20 protein-coding genes are annotated in these 20,180 nt (G+C 29.0%); 17 read left to right on the forward strand and 3 right to left on the reverse strand.

The window, feature by feature from the left end; all coding sequences use genetic code 11:
- Positions 1-20 precede the first annotated feature (20 nt).
- The 8 genes from J7M87_RS14600 (at position 21) to J7M87_RS14635 (ending at position 8,075) form a co-directional block, all read left to right on the forward strand.
- Complete coding sequence (locus tag J7M87_RS14600; protein ID WP_291651942.1) at positions 21-719, forward strand: zinc metallopeptidase; 699 nt, start codon at positions 21-23, stop codon at positions 717-719.
- An 11-nt stretch (positions 720-730) separates the two neighbouring features.
- Positions 731-2,050: a 16S rRNA (cytosine(967)-C(5))-methyltransferase RsmB gene (gene rsmB, locus J7M87_RS14605; protein WP_291651944.1), complete on the forward strand. Its 1,320-nt coding sequence runs from the start codon at positions 731-733 to the stop codon at positions 2,048-2,050.
- 8 nt (positions 2,051-2,058) lie between these two features.
- A complete protein-coding gene (gene rlmN / locus J7M87_RS14610; RefSeq protein ID WP_291651947.1) occupies positions 2,059-3,090 on the forward strand; it encodes a 23S rRNA (adenine(2503)-C(2))-methyltransferase RlmN in 1,032 nt (343 codons plus the stop codon).
- Between the two features lie 14 nt (positions 3,091-3,104).
- Positions 3,105-3,824: a Stp1/IreP family PP2C-type Ser/Thr phosphatase gene (locus tag J7M87_RS14615; protein ID WP_291651949.1), complete on the forward strand. Its 720-nt coding sequence runs from the start codon at positions 3,105-3,107 to the stop codon at positions 3,822-3,824.
- A 1-nt stretch (position 3,825) separates the two neighbouring features.
- Positions 3,826-5,817: a Stk1 family PASTA domain-containing Ser/Thr kinase gene (gene pknB, locus J7M87_RS14620; RefSeq protein WP_291651951.1), complete on the forward strand. Its 1,992-nt coding sequence runs from the start codon at positions 3,826-3,828 to the stop codon at positions 5,815-5,817.
- 110 nt (positions 5,818-5,927) lie between these two features.
- On the forward strand, positions 5,928-6,797 hold the full coding sequence (rsgA, locus tag J7M87_RS14625; protein ID WP_291651953.1) for a ribosome small subunit-dependent GTPase A: 870 nt from the start codon (positions 5,928-5,930) through the stop codon (positions 6,795-6,797).
- Positions 6,791-7,438, forward strand: a complete 648-nt coding sequence (rpe, locus tag J7M87_RS14630; RefSeq protein WP_291651955.1) for a ribulose-phosphate 3-epimerase — start codon at positions 6,791-6,793, stop codon at positions 7,436-7,438. Before rsgA ends, rpe begins: the two co-directional genes overlap by 7 nt.
- 1 nt (position 7,439) lies before the next feature.
- Positions 7,440-8,075: a thiamine diphosphokinase gene (locus J7M87_RS14635; RefSeq protein WP_291651957.1), complete on the forward strand. Its 636-nt coding sequence runs from the start codon at positions 7,440-7,442 to the stop codon at positions 8,073-8,075.
- 263 nt (positions 8,076-8,338) lie between these two features.
- Here the strand turns inward: J7M87_RS14635 and rpmB are convergent, their stop codons facing one another.
- Positions 8,339-8,530 (reverse strand): 50S ribosomal protein L28, encoded by a 192-nt coding sequence (gene rpmB, locus J7M87_RS14640; RefSeq protein ID WP_008678335.1) that lies wholly within the window; start codon positions 8,528-8,530, stop codon positions 8,339-8,341.
- 237 nt (positions 8,531-8,767) lie between these two features.
- Here rpmB and J7M87_RS14645 point away from each other — a divergent pair, with 237 nt between their 5' ends.
- The 6 genes from J7M87_RS14645 (at position 8,768) to J7M87_RS14670 (ending at position 14,585) form a co-directional block, all read left to right on the forward strand.
- The gene (locus J7M87_RS14645) at positions 8,768-9,115 is read left to right on the forward strand and encodes an Asp23/Gls24 family envelope stress response protein (protein ID WP_008678337.1); all 348 of its coding nucleotides are present in this window, start codon (positions 8,768-8,770) and stop codon (positions 9,113-9,115) included.
- Positions 9,116-9,126: 11 nt separating this feature from the next.
- The gene (locus tag J7M87_RS14650; RefSeq protein ID WP_291651961.1) at positions 9,127-10,797 is read left to right on the forward strand and encodes a DAK2 domain-containing protein; all 1,671 of its coding nucleotides are present in this window, start codon (positions 9,127-9,129) and stop codon (positions 10,795-10,797) included.
- Between the two features lie 85 nt (positions 10,798-10,882).
- A complete protein-coding gene (recG, locus tag J7M87_RS14655) occupies positions 10,883-12,913 on the forward strand; it encodes an ATP-dependent DNA helicase RecG (RefSeq protein ID WP_291651963.1) in 2,031 nt (676 codons plus the stop codon).
- Between the two features lie 64 nt (positions 12,914-12,977).
- Positions 12,978-13,532, forward strand: coding sequence for a 16S rRNA (guanine(966)-N(2))-methyltransferase RsmD (gene rsmD / locus J7M87_RS14660; protein ID WP_291651964.1), 555 nt, complete (start codon positions 12,978-12,980; stop codon positions 13,530-13,532).
- Between the two features lie 17 nt (positions 13,533-13,549).
- Positions 13,550-14,023: a pantetheine-phosphate adenylyltransferase gene (gene coaD, locus J7M87_RS14665; RefSeq protein WP_291651966.1), complete on the forward strand. Its 474-nt coding sequence runs from the start codon at positions 13,550-13,552 to the stop codon at positions 14,021-14,023.
- Between the two features lie 25 nt (positions 14,024-14,048).
- The gene (locus tag J7M87_RS14670; protein ID WP_291651969.1) at positions 14,049-14,585 is read left to right on the forward strand and encodes an ATPase; all 537 of its coding nucleotides are present in this window, start codon (positions 14,049-14,051) and stop codon (positions 14,583-14,585) included.
- On the opposite strand, the gene ylbJ is transcribed toward J7M87_RS14670, so the two are convergent.
- Complete coding sequence (gene ylbJ / locus J7M87_RS14675) at positions 14,571-15,761, reverse strand: sporulation integral membrane protein YlbJ (protein ID WP_291651971.1); 1,191 nt, start codon at positions 15,759-15,761, stop codon at positions 14,571-14,573. The genes J7M87_RS14670 and ylbJ overlap by 15 nt on opposite strands.
- A 47-nt stretch (positions 15,762-15,808) precedes the next feature.
- Complete coding sequence (locus J7M87_RS14680) at positions 15,809-17,014, reverse strand: nucleotidyltransferase (protein WP_291651973.1); 1,206 nt, start codon at positions 17,012-17,014, stop codon at positions 15,809-15,811.
- 231 nt (positions 17,015-17,245) lie between these two features.
- Here J7M87_RS14680 and pta point away from each other — a divergent pair, with 231 nt between their 5' ends.
- The 3 genes from pta to J7M87_RS14695 all read left to right on the forward strand — a co-directional run bounded on the left by pta (position 17,246) and on the right by J7M87_RS14695 (position 20,180).
- Positions 17,246-18,247 (forward strand): phosphate acetyltransferase, encoded by a 1,002-nt coding sequence (pta, locus tag J7M87_RS14685; protein ID WP_291651975.1) that lies wholly within the window; start codon positions 17,246-17,248, stop codon positions 18,245-18,247.
- A gap of 26 nt (positions 18,248-18,273) precedes the next feature.
- Positions 18,274-19,470 (forward strand): acetate kinase, encoded by a 1,197-nt coding sequence (locus tag J7M87_RS14690; RefSeq protein ID WP_291651977.1) that lies wholly within the window; start codon positions 18,274-18,276, stop codon positions 19,468-19,470.
- Positions 19,471-19,670: 200 nt separating this feature from the next.
- On the forward strand, positions 19,671-20,180 hold the full coding sequence (locus J7M87_RS14695; RefSeq protein ID WP_291651979.1) for a DUF177 domain-containing protein: 510 nt from the start codon (positions 19,671-19,673) through the stop codon (positions 20,178-20,180).

Here is a 20,180-nt window from a genome sequence, read left to right on the forward strand (position 1 = left end):
ATATAAAAGGAGATGGGTTTATGTTTTACCCAGGATTTTTATTTGACCCAACATTTTTAATTTTAATACCAGCTATGATAATAGCTTTTTGGGCACAGTTTAAAATAGATAGTGCTTATAAAAAGTATAAAACTGTTAGAACTTTAAGTGGTGTTACAGGAAGTGAGGTTGCAAGAAGTATATTAGATGGAGCAGGACTTTTTGATGTAAGAGTTGAAAGGTATGGAAAGCATCTTGGGGATCATTATGATCCATCATCAAGAGTAATAAGGCTTTCACCAGAAGTATATGACGGAGCAACTGTAGCAGCTGCTGGGATAGCAGCTCATGAGTGCGGGCATGCAATTCAGCATCAAAATCACTATGTACCTTTAGTTTTAAGAACTAGGATAGCACCAGTTGTTAATGTAGGGAGCACATTATCAATATATTTATTTATGATAGGGATATTTTTAGGTAATCCTCTATTTGCTAAAGTTGGTATAATATTCTTTGGAGGAGCAGTTATTTATCAATTAGTAACTCTTCCAGTAGAATTTAATGCATCAACAAGAGCGCTAAATATATTGAAAACAAGAACATTCCTATATGGAGATGAATTAAAGGGTGCACAAAAAGTTTTAGATGCAGCTGCAATGACATATGTGGCAGCAACTCTTATGGCTATTTCTCAGTTAATAAGACTAATAGCTATAAATAATAGATATAATGATAATTAAGAGGTAGAAGGATGAACAGTAGAAAACTTGCAAGACAAATAATACAAAGAGTTCTAGAGGAAGGGGCATATTCAAACTTAGTTCTTTCAAATGAACTTAATAGCAGAGATATTGAAGATAAAGATAAGGGGCTTATTACAGAAATTGTTTATGGTACTTTAAGAAGAAAGAAAACTTTAGACGTATTAATAGGAAACTTTGTTAAAGATATTAATTTAATTGATACAACTGTATTAAATATATTAAGAGTAGCTATTTATCAAATGTACTTTTTAGATAAAATACCTGAATATGCAGCTTGTAATGAAGCGGTAGAAGAAGCAAAAGAAGTTTCTTTAGAAGCATCAAAGCTTGTAAATGGTATTTTAAGAAATTATATTAAAGATGAAAAGGAAATTGTAGTTCCAGGAAATAGAATAGATGAGCTTGCTTATAAATTTTCTTTCCAACCTTGGATGATAAGATTGTTTATAAAACAATATGGTGAAGAAAGAACTATGAGATTAATGGCTGGCTTAAATGAAACGCCAAAAGTTACTGTAAGAGTAAATGAATTTAAAGCTGAGTATGATGAAGTTTATGAAAAACTTGAGGAAATTGGATATAATATTGAAGATGGATACGCTTGTCCAGAAGCGATAGCTATTAAAGGTGGAAAAGGAATTGAGGATAATGAATTATTCAAAGAAGGACTTATCACAGTTCAAGATGAAAGTGCAATGCTTGTAGCGCCTTTGTTAGACTTAAAAGAAAGAGAGAAGGTACTAGATCTTTGTGCTGCTCCAGGTGGTAAAACAACTCACATTGCTGAATTACTATCAAATAGTGGTGAAGTTTTAGCCTTTGATTTACATGAAAATAAACTTTCTCTTATAGAAGAAAATGCAAATAGATTAGGATTAAATAATATAGTATGTAAGACTATGGATGCAACTAAGCTAAATAGTGATTATATAAGCTATGGAGATAAAGTATTAATAGACGTACCTTGTTCAGGACTTGGTATAATAAGAAAGAAACCAGAAATAAAATGGAATAAAACAAGACAACAATTAAAAGACTTAGTTCCAATACAAAGAGAGATAATGGAAAATGCATGGCAATATTTAAAACCAGGTGGAACTCTTGTTTATTCTACATGCACATTAAATAAGGAAGAAAATGAAGAAAACCTACAATGGTTCTTATCAAAGCATAATGATGCAGAAATAGAAAAAATATATATAGGAAACAACAATAACTTTATATACAATGAAGATGGAAGTTTAACTATATTACCAAATGATTCTATGGATGGTTTCTTTATAGGCAAAATAAAGAAGATAAAATAGGTGATATAATGAATAATATTTTAAATTACAGTTTAGATGAAATTTCCTTATGGATGAAGGAAAATGGAGAAAGTGCTTTTAGAGCAAAACAAGTTTTCTCATGGATATATAAGAATATATGGAATTTTGATGATATGAAGAATTTACCTAAGTCTCTAGTAGAGAAACTTAAAGAAAATTTTTATATAGGAATCCCAGAAGTTGTAGAAAAGTATGAGTCAACATTAGATGGCACGCAAAAATTATTATTAGCTTTCGATGATGGTAACATCATTGAAAGTGTAATAATGAAGTATAAACATGGGAATTCTATATGTATTTCTACACAAATTGGATGTAGAATGGGATGTAAATTCTGTGCATCAACATTAGAAGGTAGAGTGAGAAATTTAACAGCTGGAGAGATTTTATCAGAAGTTATTGTAGCGCAAAAGGTAGTAGGAGAAAGAATCTCTAATATAGTATTAATGGGAAGTGGAGAGCCTTTAGATAACTATGAGAATGTTACTAAATTTTTAGATTTAGTAAATGCAGATTATGGTTTAAACATAGGCCAAAGACATATAACTTTATCTACTTGTGGATTAGTACCTAAAATTTATGAACTAGCAGATAAAGGTTATAGTATAACACTAGCTATATCATTACATGCTTTTAGTGATGAAAAAAGAAGAGAAATAATGCCAATTGCCAATAAATATTCAATAAAAGAAATACTAGAGGCATGTGATTACTATTTTGAAAAAACAGGTAGACGTATAACTTTTGAATATTCATTAGTATCAGGTATAAATGATGGTAAAGAAGATGCAAAATCTCTTTCAAAATTATTAAAAGGAAGACAGTGTCATGTTAATCTTATACCTGTTAATGAGATAAAAGAAAATACTCTAAAAAGACCTTCAAAAAAGACTATAGAAGAATTTGAAAAGATAGTAAATGAAAATGGGATTGAAGTTACGGTAAGAAGAGAAATGGGTAATGACATAAATGCAGCTTGCGGCCAATTAAGGAGAAATTTCTTAAAGTCTAAAAGTTAGGGGAGTGGGTGTTAATGGTTGGTATAAAAAGTGATGTAGGTAACTTAAGAAATTTAAATGAGGATTATGCAGAATTTTATGAAGGTGAAGAGTTTAAAATTTATGTAGTGGCAGATGGAATGGGTGGACATAATGCTGGAGAAATTGCTAGCAAAACAGCTTCAAAATCTTTAATAAAATACATAAGAGATAATTTTAAAAATATCAATAATACAGAGATATTAAGAAAAGCTATTAGACATGCAAATTTGAAAGTTTTCAACTTAGCACATTGTAATGAAACTTATAATGGTATGGGGACTACTTTAGTTGCATGTTTAATAACTAAAGATATAATTCAAGTAGCTAATGTTGGAGATAGTTCTTGTTATGGAATTAAATTTAATAAAGCTACTAAAATAACAAAGGATCACTCTTTGGTTCAAGAACTATTAGATTGTGGTAGCATTTCTAAGGAGCAAGCTATAAATCATCCTCAAAAAAATGTTATAACTAGGGCAATTGGAACAGAGGAAATAGTAGATATAGATGTATTTGATATAGATAAAGATAAATTTGAATTTTTTCTTATGTGTAGTGATGGATTAAGCAATGAAATAGATTTAGAAGCGGGTTTATCATTTGAAATAGAAGAACAATACTTACAGAATATTTGTGAAAAGCTTGTTGAACTAGCTAAAATTAATGGTGGAAGAGACAATATAACTGTAATGTTATTTGGAGGAGAGGTGTAATATGAACGGAATTATACTAGGTGGTAGATATGAGCTTCTTGAAAAAGTAGGGGAAGGCGGAATGTCTGAAGTTTATAAGGCTAAATGTAATAAGCTTAATAGATTTGTTGCAGTAAAAATATTGAAAAAGCAATTCGCAGACAATAAAGAAATTTCTCAAAAATTCAAAAGGGAAGCAACTGCCATTGCAAATTTATCTGATACTAATATAGTTAATGTTCTAGATGTAGGAACACAAGAGGATATAGATTATATAGTAATGGAATATATAAGTGGAAAGACTTTGAAAGAATTAATTCACTATAGCGGAAAGCTTACTTATAATACAGCTATAAAGATAGCACTTCAAATAGCTAAAGCTTTAGATTGTGCACATAGAAATAATATTATTCACAGAGATATAAAGCCACAAAATATATTAGTTACAGAATCTGGAGAGGTAAAAGTTACTGATTTTGGTATAGCTAAATCGACAGATTCTCAAACTATCACTAATACTACAAGTATTATTGGATCAGCACATTATCTTTCACCAGAACAAGCAAAGGGAACTTATATTGATTTTAGATCGGATATTTATTCTTTTGGAATAGTTTTATATGAGATGGTAACAGGAAAATTACCTTTTGAAGGTGACTCACCAGTAACAGTTGCATTAAAGCATTTACAAGAAGAACCTATTCCACCTAAGAATATAAATTCTGCTATCCCAGATAGTTTAAATAAGTTAATACTTAAGGCTGTTGAAAAAGAGCCAATAAAGAGATATCAAAACGCGAAAGAAATTATTCAAGATTTGCAAAAAATACAAGAGAATCCAGATGTAGTTATTGGAACTCCTATCATTGATAATAGCGATCATACTATAATTATGACACCAATTAATACTCAAAATCAAAAAACAACTCATATTTCTAAATTAGAAGATGACTATGATGAAGATGATGATTATGACGAAGATTTTGATGATGATTATGATGAAGATGAGGATGAATTACCTAAGAAGAAAAAGAAAAGTAAAAATGGGGTTAAAAAAGCTATAGTTATAATTGGAGTTATAATTGGGGTTATAATTTTAGGGTCTGTAGGGTACTTCTTAGCTGTAGGTAGTGGCGGTAGTAAGGAAGTTGAAGTTCCAAATATCGTTGGAAAGACTATAGATGAAGTAAAAGAAGAAGTAGAAAAATTGGGATTAAAAATAGAAATTAAATCTACACAAAATAGTGATAAACCTGAAAACACTATATTAGAAACTGATCCAAAAGCAGGAACAAAAGTAAAAAAAGATTCTGCAATAAAAGTTGTAGTTTCATCTGGAGAAGAACAAGTTGAAATGCCTGATTTTAGAGATTATGAAGTAAGTAATATAGAACAAACCTTAAAAAATAAAGGATTTACTAATTATACTATTAATAAAGAATATAGTGATACTGTTGAAAAAGGACGTTTCATAAGACAAAATCCATCTGCAGGCACTAAGATTGGTAAAAATACTAAAATAGAAATAACAGTAAGTGAAGGGCCAGAAGTTAAACTTGTAGATGTAAAAGATGTAAAAGGAAAATCATTAGATGAAGCGAAAGAGTTATTAAAGGGACTTGATATTACTGTTAAGGAAGAGATTATTAAAGATAAAAAACAAGATGGAATAGTATTAGAACAAAGTTTACCTATTACAAAAGTTCAGGAAGGAACACCAATTACTTTAACAGTAGGAAAATATGAAGAGAAAAAAGATGATGATAAAGTTATAGATATTGCCAGATTAGGGCTTAAAGTTGGAATGAAAGTAGAAGAAGCAACAACTATACTTCTTTCACATGACCTATCATATCAAATTGATGGAGTTGGAGATACTGTTGAAAGTTTCACTAAAGAAATAAAGAAAGGTGAAACTGTAATAATTAAAGCAAAGAATTCTGAAAAACCTGAGAATACAGATAAGCCAGAAGTTAATAATAGTAATAACAACGCTAATAATGGAAATAATTAATAAAATAAAAATCAGCTTTTAGCTGATTTTTATTTTATTTAAAATTTATTTGCATTTTTTGGTGAAATCTGTTTATTATAAATATGAAGATTAAATTATTCGGAGGAAGTATGGAAGGAAAAATAATAAAAGGAATTGGTGGGTTTTACTATGTTAAAACTAAAGAAGGAGTTATAGAATGTAAGGCGAGAGGAAAGTTTAGGCATAAGGATATGAAGCCTATGGTTGGAGATAACGTAGATATAAATGTTTCTAACGGAAAAGGAGTAATAGAAGATATACATGATAGATCTTCTGAGTTGATAAGACCTACTGTAGCAAATGTTACACAAGCTTTTGTAGTATTTGCAATAAAGAATCCAGACATTAACTTTGATCTTTTAAATAGATTTTTAATTTTATGTGAATATAACAACATTAAAGCAATAGTTTGTTTAAATAAAGTAGATTTAGCAAGTGAAGAAGAAAAAGAAGAAGTTAAGAAAAAAATTAATGATATTGGTTATGATGTATTGTTTATAAATGCTAAAAAAGGTTTAGGTATAGAGTTGCTTAAAGAAAGATTGAGTGATAATGAAACAGTACTATGTGGACCTTCAGGTGCAGGAAAATCAACTCTTATAAACACTCTTATAAATAGAACATACATGGAAACAGGAGTTGTATCAGAAAAAATAGGTAGAGGAAAGCATACTACAAGACATAGTGAGCTTATTGAAATAGAAAATGGGTATTTAGTAGATAGCCCTGGTTTTTCAAATATAGATATTAGCTTTATGAATAAAGAAGAACTTAGATATTGTTTCCCTGAATTTGAGGAGTACAATCATAATTGTAAGTTTAGAGGGTGTCTTCATAATAAAGAACCTGAATGTGCAGTAAAAAATGCATTACAAGAAAATAAAATTAATGAAACTAGATATAATTTTTATATAAGAATACTAGAAGAATTGTTAGAGGGGGAAAAATACAAATGGTAAAAATATCACCATCAATATTATCAGCAGACTTTTCAAAATTAGGTGAAGAAATTATTAATGTAGATAAAGCAGGAGCGGATTTTATCCATATAGATGTTATGGATGGAAATTTTGTACCTAATATAAGTATAGGATTACCAGTAATAAAATCTATAAGAAATAAAACATCTAAGGTCTTTGATGTTCATTTAATGATAGAAAATCCATCAAGGTATATAGATGATTTTGTTAATGCTGGCGCAGATATAATAACTATACATTATGAATCAGAGAAGCATATAGATAGAGCTATAGAATATATAAAATCAAAAGGTATAAAGGTAGGTGTATCACTAAATCCTGGAACACCAACTTTTGTTTTGAAAGATATAATAAATAAATTAGATTTAGTTCTAATTATGTCAGTTAATCCTGGATTTGGAGGACAAAAGTTTATACCTTATGCTTTGGATAAAATTAAAGAAGTGAAGGAAATGAGTTTAAATTCAAATAAGGATTTATTAATAGAAGTAGATGGAGGAGTAGATAAAACTAATGCAAAAGCTATTATAGAAGCTGGAGCTAATGTTTTAGTTGCTGGTTCTGCTGTTTTCGGAGATGGAAATCTTAAAGAAAATATTGAAGCAATAAGAGGAGAATAAAATGAAAGCCATAATAGTATCAGGCGGAAAAGCACCGTCAAAAGAGCTATTATTAAAAGAAATAGAAAATTCAAATTTAATAATAGGTGCAGATAAAGGGTGTGAGGTGCTATACAATTATAATATATCTCCTAATTACATATTAGGTGATTTCGATTCAGCTAATAAAGATATAATAAAAGCTATGGAAGTCTCAGGTTGTGAAAAAATTAAGTATAAAAAGGAAAAAGACTTTACTGATACAGAAATTGCTTTTGATTTAGCAGTTGAAAAGGGAGCAAAAGAAATAATATTACTAGGAGCTACAGGGACAAGGTACGATCACTCATTAAGTAATTTAGGTCTTATGTTAAAAGCTCTAAAAAGGTCTATAATCTTAAAAATAATTGATGATAATAATATAATTTTTTTAACTGATAAAAGTATGATATTAAAAGGAAATAAAGGAGACACAATATCTTTTCATGCATATTGTGAATCTGTAAAAAATCTTACTATATGTGGATCAAAATATGATCTTAGAAATTATAATTTATATTTAGGCGATGGATTAACAACATCTAATGAATTTATAGGTAATGATATAAAAATAACATTTGATAGTGGAATTTTAATGGTTCTCTATACAAAAGATTAAATTAAAAAAAGTAATCACTCATTTTATTTATTTGCATACAATGTATATAAAGAGATGAGTGATTTTTTATTGGAGGGAGAATTTATGAAGATAATAGCTATAAAATTGCCAAGGTTTATTTCAAATTTTATAAGATTTTTTAAAAGAAGAAAATAAAATACATATGAAGAGTGTATGACTATTAAGGAAAGAATCCTTTAAAAATTAAAAAAATACAAAATAAAAAATGCAATTGCTAATTCAATTGCATTTTCTATTTGAACTTATATTGCTCTTTGAACCTTACCAGATCTAAGGCATCTTGTACATACATGAACTGTCTTTGGTGTTCCGTTAACTAAAGCCTTTACTCTCTTTATGTTAGGAGCCCAAGTTCTCTTTGATTGACGATGTGAGTGGGAGTATTGAGTTCCAGATACAACCCCTTTATTACAAACTTCGCATCTTCTTGCCACTTGAAAACACCTCCTTATTTGTGAAGATAATTTCTCTTCAATAGGACAGATTAAATTTTAACATAGTAAGTGTCAAAAAAGCAAGAGAAATTGAGAAAAAAATGAAAAAACTTTTAAATTAAAAAAAATTATATATCTAGAGATATCTCCATATACTAAGCTATATAATATTTACTTGAATAATAAATGTAAGTAATATAAAATATAGTATAAGGATATTTATAAGGAGGATTCTATATGGTAGGATATTCAAACGAACTTGGAAATATACATTACTCTGAAGAGGTACTTGCAAAAATTGTTGGTCTTTCGACTATGGAGTGCTATGGAGTTGTTGGTATGGTTTCTAAGAATGCCACTGAAGGCTTATGGGAATTAATGAGAATAGAAAATTTAAGCAAGGGTGTTAAGCTAAAGTTTAATGAAGATAAATTAGTAATAGAATTATATGTTATGGTTGAATATGGAACAAAAATTTCCGTAATTGCAAATAACATAATACAAAAGGTACGTTATAGTGTGGAAAACTTTACTGGATTAAAAGTTTCATCTGTTACAGTAAATGTTCAAGCAGTTAGAGTCTAGGAGGTAAAAAGATGAAATATCAGAAAATAAATGGCCATGATTTTTATAACATGGTTGTTAATGCTAGCAATAGATTGTTAGAGGAAAGTGAATACGTTAATGCTTTAAATGTATTCCCTGTTCCAGATGGAGATACGGGAACAAATATGTCAGCTACATTTAAAGCTGCGGTTAAAGAAATAGAAGGGTTAAATTCTGAGTCAATTGCAGAAACTTCAAAAAAGCTTGCTAAAGGGGCTTTAATGGGTGCAAGAGGAAATTCAGGAGTAATTCTTTCACAAATATTAAGAGGTATTTCTAAAGGGTTAGAAGGAAAGACTGAAGTAGACACTGTAGAACTTGCAATAGCATTTAAAGAAGGTAGCAATGCTGCTTATAAAGCGGTTATGAGACCAACAGAAGGAACTATACTTTCTGTAATTAGAGCAGCTGCAGAAGCTGCTATAGATACAGATGTTAAAGATGTAGTGGATCTTATGGGAGTTATAGTAACAGAAGCAAAAATAATGTTAGATAAAACTCCAGATTTATTACCAGCTTTGAAGAAGGCAAAGGTTGTAGATTCAGGTGGAATGGGATTATACATTATTCTTAAAGGGATGTATGATGCTTTAAAAGATGATATAAAAGCAGAGATAAAAGATATAAAGCCAGCTTCAGCTAAAATGCAAGGAGCTCAAGGTACAGAAGATATAGATATAAAATTTGGATATTGTACTGAGTTTATAATTTTAGCAGATGCTAGCAAAGCAGATAGATTTAGAGATGAAATAATACCAATGGGAGATTCACAAGTTGTAGTTGGATATGAAGATGTAATAAAAGTACATATCCATACAAATGATCCAGGTGCTGTTTTAGCAAAGGCTGTTAAACTAGGAGAATTATCTAAAATAAAAATAGATAACATGAGAGAAGAACATAGAGAAGTACTTTTAAGTAAAGAAGAGTATAAAGAAGCTAACGTTGATGATTCAAATCACTTTGAAGGTGAAGCAGCTATTGAAGAATTAGAACAAGAAAAGAAGAAATACGCTTTTGTAGCAGTTGCTATGGGAGAAGGTATAACGAATATATTCAAAGATTTAGGTGTTGATTATGTTATAGAAGGTGGTCAAACAATGAACCCTTCAACTCAAGATATAATGGAGTGTGTATCTAAATTAAATGCTGAACATATATTTGTTTTACCAAATAATAAAAATATAATAATGTCAGCAAATCAAGCTGCTGAAATATCTGATAAAGATGTTAAAGTTATTCCAACAACTACAATTCCTCAAGGAATAACATGCATAACTATGTTTAATCCAGAAGCTGAAGTCGAGGAAAATTTAGAAAATCTTAAAGAAGCAATGGGGATGGTTAAGACAGGTTCTGTAACTTATGCAGTAAGAGATACAGAAATGGATGGAATAGAAATAAAAGAAGGAAACATGCTTGGGTTAATCGAAGGTAAGATAAAGAAAGTTGGATCATCATATTGTGATGTTGCAGAAGAAGTGCTTTCAGAGATGATAGATGAAGAAAGTGAACTTATAACAATATTATATGGCGAAGATGTTACTGAAGCAGATGCGGAGAAATTTGCAGAAAAAATAGAAGAAAAATATGAAGATTTAGACGTTCAATGTTATAGAGGAGCACAACCTCTTTATTACTTCTTAATGTCAGTAGAATAATTAAAAAGCACAAGTTACTACTTTATTTACATAAGTGGAAACTTGTGCTTTAATATTTAGTGAATTAAAATTTTGAGGTGAGCAAATGAATATATTTATGGAGATTTCTTCTCTAAAAGGAGTAGGACCAAAGCTTACTGAAAAGCTTAATAAATGTGGAATATTTACTATATATGATTTACTTTTATATTTTCCAAGAGATTATGAATTCATTAAAGGTGATGTAGCCTTTAATGAAATAGATGGTGAAGAAAAACAAATTTTAACTTGCAGGGTAATAGGATACGATAGAGATGTTAAAACTAAAACGGGAAAGATAATATCTGCAATTAAATTTGATTATAAAGGGCATATAGTTGTTGCAAAATGGTTTAATCAAAGATACATAAAAAATTCTTATAAATTAAATGAATCTTATGATTTAGTAGGGAAGTTTAAAAGAATAGGAAATTTATTAGAAGTAATAAATCCAATGGTTGGGTGTAGAGATGCGAAAAAAAGCGAAATTATACCTAAATATACATTAAAAGGTGATTTAAGTGATAGAATAATTACTAAACTTATAAATCAGATATTAGATGAAGTAATAATAACAGATAATTTACCAAAGGAAATTTTAGAAAAGTATAAGATGATAGGTCTTGATAAAGCTATTAGAGAAATACATTTTCCAAAGGGAAAAGGTGATTTAGATCAAGCAATTATAAGATTGAAATTTCAAGAGTTATTTACATATTCAATGAAGCTTTTATTGCTTAAAAATAAGTTAAGAAGCAATGATGGTATATCTTTCTATTGGCATGAAGAATTAACTTTATTAAAGCAATCATTACCTTTTAATTTGACTGATGCACAAACAAAAGTTGTTAGAGAAATTTTAAGAGATCAAAAAAGCAAATATTCTATGAACAGGCTAGTTCAAGGGGATGTTGGTAGTGGAAAAACTATAGTTGCTATAATAGCTATGTTTAATGTTATAAAAAATGGATTTCAAGCTTCTTTAATGGTTCCTACAGAAATACTTGCTAATCAACATTATGAAGAGACGTTAAAGATTATGAAAAATTTTAATGTAGAAGTTGAATTACTAACTGGAAGTACCAGTTTAAAAGAAAAAAGAAGGATAAAAGAAAGGATATCAAGTGGAGAACCGTTAATTGTTATAGGAACACATGCATTAATACAAGAAGATGTAGATTTTACTAATTTAGGGCTTGTTATTACAGATGAACAGCATAGATTTGGTGTGGAACAAAGAAGTAAGCTTATAAATAAGGGAAGAAGACCAGACGTTTTAGTTATGACAGCTACTCCTATTCCTAGAACCTTAGCTTTATATATGTATTCTGATTTAGATGTATCAATAATTGATAAGTTGCCGCCAGGAAGAAAGAAGATAGATACAAGATTTTATTCGGAAAATGATAGGATGTTAGCTTATGATTTAGCTTTAGATGAAATAAGAAAAGGGAGGCAAGTTTATATAGTTTGTCCCTTAATAGAAGAAAATGAGAAAATGGAGCTTAATTCAGTAGAAAAGCTTTATGAAGAATTAAAAGATGGTGTATTTAGAAATGTAAGAGTAGAAATACTTCATGGTAAAATGAAGCCAAAAGAAAAAGATGATCTTATAAATTTATTTAAAGATGATAAAATCAAAGTTATTATTTCAACTACTGTTATTGAGGTAGGGGTAAATGTTCCTAATGCATCTATGATGATTATAGAGAATTCAGAAAGATTTGGGTTAGCACAGCTTCATCAGTTAAGAGGAAGAGTTGGAAGAGGACAATACGAATCTTATTGTATTTTAATTGGAAAAGCTAAAAATGAAAAAACAAAAAAAAGAATGGAAATAATGACAGAATCAACTGATGGTTTTTACATATCAGAACAGGATCTTAAACTAAGAGGTGCAGGAGAAATGTTTGGACTTAGGCAAAGTGGAGATATAGGTCTCGTGCTTGCAGATATTTATGAAGATATTGATATATTGAAATGCGCAAGATATGAAGCAAATAATCTAATTAACTCTAAGCAAATAGAGCATGTAAAATTATGTAATGAAATATCTAATTCAATTGAAAGATATAGTCGATATATTTGTTTTAACTAAAAAAATTGTATATAGAGAAATATTATGTTAAAATTGAAATGATAGTACCTAAGGAGGAAACTAAATGAGAATAATAGCAGGGAAAGCAAGAGGAAGAAAATTAATACCTCCTGCAACTATGGAAACTAGACCAACTTTAGATAGAGTAAAAGAAGCTATGTTTAGTATAATTCAAGGATACATACCAGAAGCAATTGCTGTAGATGTTTTTGCAGGAACAGGAAGTCTTGGTTTAGAAGCAGCAAGTAGAGGAGCTAAAGAGGTTTATTTAATTGATAAAAGTAACACAACATTTCCTTTATTAAAACAAAATATCGAGAATTTAAAATTTCAAGATTTTTGTACTCCATTAAACATGGATTCATATGATGCTTTAAAAATGTTAAATAAAAAGGGAAAGATTTTTGATATTATATTTATAGACCCACCTTATTGTAAGGAAATGATTCCAGAAGCAATTAAAATAATAAAAGAAAATAATATGCTAAAAGAAAATGGAATAATAGTTACTAAAATAGATTCCATAGAAGAAATATACGATGGATATAAGGATATAAAGTTATTACAAAAGAGAAAGTACGGTAATACAACAGTATGTTTTTATAAATATGAGGGGTAATTTAAAAGGTGAGAGATATGAATATAGCAGTTTATCCAGGAAGTTTTGATCCTATTACTAATGGTCACTTAGATATAATCACTAGGGGAGCTAAAATTTATGATAAGCTTATAGTTGCTGTGCTAGTAAATATGGATAAAAAATGTTTATTTGATATTGAAGAAAGAGTGGAGTTAATTAAAAAAGTTACTAAGGATTTAAAAAATGTAGAAGTCTTAAGCTTTGATGGACTGTTAGTAGATTTTGCAAGGATTCATAATTCAAAAGTTATATTGAAAGGTCTTAGAACTGTAGCTGACTTTGAATATGAATTTCAAATGGCACTTATGAATTCTAAACTTGATCCAGATATAGAAACGGTATTCATGATGACTTCTTCAGCATATTCTTATGTAAGTTCATCTTCAGTAAAGCAAGTAGCGAAGTTTGGTGGAAATATTAAAGGTCTTGTACCTGAAGAACTAATTACAGAAGTAATGGATAGATTTTAAAGTTTTTTATCAAGGAGGAAGAGTGATGGAGAAGATCGAAGTTAATATTATAGAGCTTTTAGAATATTTAGAGGAGCTAATAGAAACAGCACCTAAAGTACCTATAACAGGTAAAAGTGTAATAGATAAGAAGGAATTCTTAGAAGTAATTGATCAAGTAATCAATTATCTTCCGGATCAATTAAAAAAAGCACAATGGGTAATGACTGAGAAGGATAGAATATTAGGTGATGCTCAAAAACAATATGAGTCAACTAAAAGTGAAATTATGGAAATTATGAAACAAAAAGTTGAAAATCATGATGTAGTTAAAGAAGCAAAAATAAGAGCTAATGAAATAATTGCCCTAGCTCAAAGAGATGCTAAGGCAATTAGGATTGGTTCTAGAGAATATTCAACTGAAATTTTAGCTCAATTAGATAGAGAGATTGAAGAAAAAAGGAATATGCTAATTGAAAATATGCAAAAATCTTTTGAAATGGCAGCAAAAGATATAGATGAAAAATTAAGTAGCACAGGAGATAAAATTAAAGAAAACATTTCTGAATTAAGAGGAATGTAATCTTCTTTTAAAGTTTTTTACTACCATTGATATTAATAGTGTTATACTAAAGAATATTAATATAGGAATAAAAAATTTATAATATATAAAAATAGTATAATCTTCATTTGGAGTTATATTTGTAGTAGGTGCTGAAATTAAAATTATATTGCTTGCTACAAAGGTTATTATAAAACTTATTACTCCTTGAATAAATTTATAAATAATATATTTTTTAATATTTGGATTACTTTTGCTTACTATGGAGCTTACTTGAGCTATTACTGATAAGCTTGAAAATGATAAAATAAAACTCATCATGCTTAATTTTAAGCTCATAGATATATTAGATGCAGAAATTAGTTTGCATCCGTTTGTAAATTCAATGCTACCTAAAAATAAATTATATAAAGTTCCAGTTGGTAATTTAACTAAGTTTTCAAGAACTTCAAAAGCAGTACTTATATAAGTGTTGCTTTTTATTATGCTTATAACTACAGAAAATATTATGACGAAAGCCCCTACATTTATAGTTGTACTAATTGCTCCTTCTATAGAATTTTTTAAATTAGTTCCAAAAGGATGTTCTTTATAAGCGTTATTCATAGTATTAGATGAACTAATATTTATAGATTTTTTTCTTGTTAAAAAGCCCACAATTATTATAGATAGATAATTAGCAATTAATAAGATATACCCAAGTTTTACGTTATAAAGCATAGAAGTAGCTACAGATCCTAATATGAAAATGGGACCTGCATTAGAAGCTATATTTAATAACCTTTCATATTCGCTTTTATGTATATATCCAAGTTCATAAATATCAGAAGAATATTTTGCTCCTAAGGGATAACCGCATATAAAGCTTGCAGCTAATGGGAAAGAGCAAGTTTTTGAAAGACCTAATGGTTTGCAAATTAATGGACCTAATATTTTGGAATAAAGTCCGATACCATCATAATAAATTAGTAAATTGCAAATTACAGTAAAGGGAAAAATTGTTGGTAATATTGCAGTTACAACAAGTTTTGTGCCACTTATAGCTGCAGCCATACTGGCTTCTAAATTTACTACAAATATAATAATAAAGATGGTAATTGCAAAGCATATTACATAATTCTTTCTTACATTTAAAAGCTTTAATAATAATGCTACAAGTAAAAAGACAAAAAGCCATAAAACAAAAATACTAAACATAAAACTAACCTCCTATATAGTATTTATATGCCTATGGCTTCTTAATATTAATCTTTTATTATAGGTGATTGAAAATAATCACTTAAGGGATTTAATTTGTTATTTAAAATTGAATATGCCTTTGTTGCTTGAATATCTAAATCTAATAATGGATTATTTATGTTTTTAGGAACTTTTGTTATAATTGGTATTTTTGAATTCTTTTTCATTTCTTTTAAAATAGCTCTTCCAGTATTATTAAAACCAAGAACTCTAGCATATAAATTTGTTGGTTTTATTAGTTCTTCATGAGAATACTTATCTAAAGATAAGTATATTTGAGCCATTAGTCTAGAAATTTTTGTGTAAGTATATCTTTTACTTTTTACCTTAAATATCAAATCTTCATATGAATTACTATTATAAATTTCTTTTAAGAATTTATTATCTAACCCTTCTTTTATTTCGAAAAGATTGTTAAAATTTATACATTCAGTCAGTAGTTTATACTTAATGTATGGGTACATTTCTTTTTCGAAAATAAAAGGATAATTATTTTCTTTTAATGAATAAAGAATATCTAAAGATGCGCTAGGTAAATATTTTTCTAACTCGCCTAAGGATAAATCTTTTTTTAAGTTTTCTCTAATGCTAGTTGCAGAAGCAAAAGAACTAGTTAATATTTTATCGTTATATCTTGCTCCTTCTCTTTTTAAAGTCATTGGTAAAATAGAACTATTTAAATTTATTAAAGATTTTATGTATTCAATTCCTAAAATATTATTTGAGCTAGATAAGACTTCTTCGAGTGAGTTATCTTTTAATATGTCTTTTAAAGATAGTTCTCTTGCTTTAGCAAAGGTCATTCCAGTTTTTAAATTTTCCTTAATTTTAGATTGTAAATCACTAGATTCTATTGTTAATATTTTAGCAATTTTTTTCAAGTAACTTATATTGCCACATTCACTTCCAAAAAAAATATTATCAATTACACCAATTGAGTCAAGAATAGAAATAGAGCCCTTTGCAAAAAATTCAGCAGAAGATAAAGCATAAAAAGTAGGTAATTCAATAACCAAGTCAATACCATTTAAAATTGCCATTTCAGTTCTCTTCCATTTATCAATTAATGCAGGTTCACCTCTCTGAACAAAATTTCCACTCATTATACAAACAATGCCATCGCAATTAGTTTCTTTTTTAGCAGAATTTAAGTGGTAAAGATGACCGTTATGAAAAGGATTATATTCTGTTATTATTCCTGTTATATTCATAAATACACTCCTTATTGGGAAATATAAAATTATTATAGCATAATAAAATTATAATAAAAGATATGGTTTATATATAAAGAAGATATGATTTGTGTATAAAGAAAATATTCTGAATATTTACAATATAAAGAATTAAATCTTTCGCACAATTTTATGTTGAAAATTATAGTTATTTAGGAGTATATTAGTATGTGAAGATGAGTCCGTGTCTTTTTGAAAGGAGTAAATATTATGGAACTTATGAATAAATTATGGGATGCAGCTAAAGCTGATAAAAGAAGAATCGTTCTTCCAGAAGGTGATGAGGATAGAACTTTAGTAGCAGCTCAAAGAATACAAGAGCTTGGTTTAGCTTATCCAGTTTTAGTTGGAGATAATAGTAAAATTAATGAAAAGGCTAAAGAATTAGGAGTAAACTTAGAAGGAATAGAAATAGTTGATCCGAATACTTCAGAAAGATTAGAAACTTATATTAATGAGTTTTATGAACTAAGAAAAAATAAAGGTATGACTTTAGAAAAAGCAGAAAAAATAGTAAAAGATCCACTATACTTTGGAACTATGATGGTTAAGTTAGATGATGCTGATGGAATGGTATCAGGTGCTGTACATACAACAGGCGATCTACTTAGACCAGGTTTACAAATAATCAAAACTGCACCAGGTGTATCAGTTGTTTCAAGTTTCTTTATAATGATGGTACCAGGATCAAAATATGGAGAAGAAGGCATGCTTTTATTCTCTGATTGTGCAGTTAATCCAAATCCAAATTACGAACAATTAGCAGCAATAGCAATAGCTACAGCTGACACAGCAAGAAACCTTTGTAAGATAGAACCAAAAGTGGCAATGCTTTCATTCTCAACTATGGGAAGCGCAGATCATGAAATGGTTGATAAAGTTAGAAAAGCTACAGAGCTTGCAAAGGAATTAAGACCAGATCTTTCAATAGACGGAGAATTACAATTAGATGCGGCTATAGTTGAAAAGGTAGCAGCACAAAAGGCTCCAAATAGCAATGTTGCTGGTAAAGCTAATGTACTTATATTCCCTGACTTACAAAGTGGAAATATAGGATACAAATTAGTTCAAAGATTTGCTAATGCAGAAGCTATAGGACCTATGTGTCAAGGTTTTGCAAAACCAATAAATGATTTATCAAGAGGATGTAGCTCTGATGACATAGTTAATGTTGTTGCATTAACTGCTGTTCAAGCACAAGCTCAAAAATAATTGTCCATTAGGAAGGAGTAAAACAAATGAAAGTATTAGTAATCAATTGTGGTAGTTCATCACTAAAATACCAATTAATCGATATGGCTACTGAAGAATCATTAGCTCAAGGGTTAGTAGAAAGAATAGGCATTGAAGGATCAGTTTTAACTCAAAAGGTTGAAGGTAGAGATAAGTATATAGTAAAACAACCTATGAATGATCATAAGGTAGCTATAAAACTAGTTTTAGATGCTTTAGTAGATAGTGAGCATGGAGTTATTTCATCAATGGATGAGATAACAGCAGTTGGGCATAGAGTTGTTCATGGTGGAGAAAAATATAATAATTCAGTAGTTATAGATGAAGAAGTTAAGAGCTATATTAAAGATTGCTTCAAATTAGCTCCTCTTCATAATCCAGCAAATATGATAGGTATAGAAGCATGTGAAGAGTTAATGCCAAATACACCAATGGTAGCTGTATTTGATACTGCTTTCCATGGAACAATGCCAGAAGAAGCATATTTATATGCTCTTCCATATGATTTATATAAGAAGCATGGAATAAGAAAATATGGATTCCATGGTACTTCTCATAAATATGTTTCTCAAAAAGTAGCAGAAGTTATGGGTAAAGATATAAAAGACTTAAAGATAGTTACATGTCATTTAGGAAATGGTGCAAGTTTATGCGCTGTTAAAAATGGTGTATCTATAGATACTTCAATGGGATTTACTCCACTTGAAGGTGTAGCTATGGGAACAAGAAGTGGAAACATAGATCCAGCTATAGTGACTTTCTTAATGAAAGAAGAAGGTTTATCAATTGATGAAGTTAATGATTTATTAAACAAGAAATCGGGTGTTCTTGGAATATCAGGAATTAGCTCAGACTTTAGAGATATTGAAGATGCTGCATTTAAAGAAGGAATTCATAGAGCTAAGTTAGCACTTGCTATATTTGAATATAAAGTAAGAGCTACAATTGGATCATATGCTGCTATAATGGGTGGTGTTGATGCAATAGTATTTACTGCAGGAGTTGGAGAAAATGGACCAGAAACTAGAGAATCAATTCTAAAAGGATTAGAATTCCTAGGAGTAGAAGTAGATACTGAAAGAAATAATGTTAGAGGTAAAGTAAGAGAAATATCAAAAGATGGTTGTAAGGTAAAAGCTTTTGTTATACCAACTAATGAAGAATTAGTTATAGCAAGAGATACTGTTGAACTAATTAAGTAGATAATTTTTAGAGTGCATAATTATTAGTTGGGTTATTTAGAATAAATTGCTTGACTTTTAATCATGCACTTTATATAATAAATTGTGTTTATTCGGCAAATATTTGTCTAAGGAGTGAAATGAAGCTTTGCTCAAGCTATACACATAATGTGTATAATGTATCCCAAAGGATATGAGGACAATGTCTAGAGCAAATACATATGATTATACAATTTTCAGACTTAATTTCATCAAAGAAAAGAAAAAAAGAAATCAATGTAACATATGAATTAGCTCCACTTTATTTTGATGGAGAAAAAATAGAAGCTGTAGAAGCTATAAATTTAGTTGGAAATATTATCTCTGTTGAAGATGTTTTAACTTTAAAAGCTTCAATAAAAACAAAATTGAAATTAAATTGTTCAAGATGCCTAGAGGCCTTTATCTATCCAATAGATATTGATATAGAAGAAAGGTTTACAAATAATAAGGAACTTCAAGATAATGAAGAAATTATTTTTGTAGATAGCGATACTTTAGATATTGCTAAAATAGTTGAAAATGTTATTATTTCAACCTTACCTATTAAGAGACTTTGCACAGATGACTGTAAGGGACTTTGCTACCAATGCGGTAAAAATCTTAATGAAGGTTCTTGTCAATGTGAGACAAATGATGTAGACTTAAGACTGGCAAAGTTACAAGAGTTGTTTGGAAATAAGGAGGTGTAG

Origin of the sequence: Clostridium sp., assembly GCF_017888565.1 — a bacterium.
Classification (GTDB): Bacteria; Bacillota; Clostridia; order Clostridiales; family Clostridiaceae; genus Clostridium.

What these genes read in the sequence shown, in the direction of transcription:
- rlmN (WP_291651947.1), top strand. Translation starts at nt 2,059, where the DNA reads ATGAATAATATTTTAAATTACAGTTTAGATGAAATTTCCTTATGGATG.
- rsmB (WP_291651944.1), top strand. Translation starts at nt 731, where the DNA reads ATGAACAGTAGAAAACTTGCAAGACAAATAATACAAAGAGTTCTAGAG.
- coaD (WP_291651966.1), top strand. Translation starts at nt 13,550, where the DNA reads ATGAATATAGCAGTTTATCCAGGAAGTTTTGATCCTATTACTAATGGT.
- J7M87_RS14695 (WP_291651979.1), top strand. Translation starts at nt 19,671, where the DNA reads ATGATTATACAATTTTCAGACTTAATTTCATCAAAGAAAAGAAAAAAA.
- pknB (WP_291651951.1), top strand. Translation starts at nt 3,826, where the DNA reads ATGAACGGAATTATACTAGGTGGTAGATATGAGCTTCTTGAAAAAGTA.
- rpe (WP_291651955.1), top strand. Translation starts at nt 6,791, where the DNA reads ATGGTAAAAATATCACCATCAATATTATCAGCAGACTTTTCAAAATTA.
- rsgA (WP_291651953.1), top strand. Translation starts at nt 5,928, where the DNA reads ATGGAAGGAAAAATAATAAAAGGAATTGGTGGGTTTTACTATGTTAAA.
- rsmD (WP_291651964.1), top strand. Translation starts at nt 12,978, where the DNA reads ATGAGAATAATAGCAGGGAAAGCAAGAGGAAGAAAATTAATACCTCCT.
- J7M87_RS14690 (WP_291651977.1), top strand. Translation starts at nt 18,274, where the DNA reads ATGAAAGTATTAGTAATCAATTGTGGTAGTTCATCACTAAAATACCAA.
- ylbJ (WP_291651971.1), bottom strand. Translation starts at nt 15,761, where the DNA reads ATGTTTAGTATTTTTGTTTTATGGCTTTTTGTCTTTTTACTTGTAGCA.
- J7M87_RS14635 (WP_291651957.1), top strand. Translation starts at nt 7,440, where the DNA reads ATGAAAGCCATAATAGTATCAGGCGGAAAAGCACCGTCAAAAGAGCTA.
- J7M87_RS14650 (WP_291651961.1), top strand. Translation starts at nt 9,127, where the DNA reads ATGAAATATCAGAAAATAAATGGCCATGATTTTTATAACATGGTTGTT.
- pta (WP_291651975.1), top strand. Translation starts at nt 17,246, where the DNA reads ATGGAACTTATGAATAAATTATGGGATGCAGCTAAAGCTGATAAAAGA.
- J7M87_RS14645 (WP_008678337.1), top strand. Translation starts at nt 8,768, where the DNA reads ATGGTAGGATATTCAAACGAACTTGGAAATATACATTACTCTGAAGAG.
- J7M87_RS14615 (WP_291651949.1), top strand. Translation starts at nt 3,105, where the DNA reads ATGGTTGGTATAAAAAGTGATGTAGGTAACTTAAGAAATTTAAATGAG.
- J7M87_RS14670 (WP_291651969.1), top strand. Translation starts at nt 14,049, where the DNA reads ATGGAGAAGATCGAAGTTAATATTATAGAGCTTTTAGAATATTTAGAG.
- J7M87_RS14600 (WP_291651942.1), top strand. Translation starts at nt 21, where the DNA reads ATGTTTTACCCAGGATTTTTATTTGACCCAACATTTTTAATTTTAATA.
- recG (WP_291651963.1), top strand. Translation starts at nt 10,883, where the DNA reads ATGAATATATTTATGGAGATTTCTTCTCTAAAAGGAGTAGGACCAAAG.
- J7M87_RS14680 (WP_291651973.1), bottom strand. Translation starts at nt 17,014, where the DNA reads ATGAATATAACAGGAATAATAACAGAATATAATCCTTTTCATAACGGT.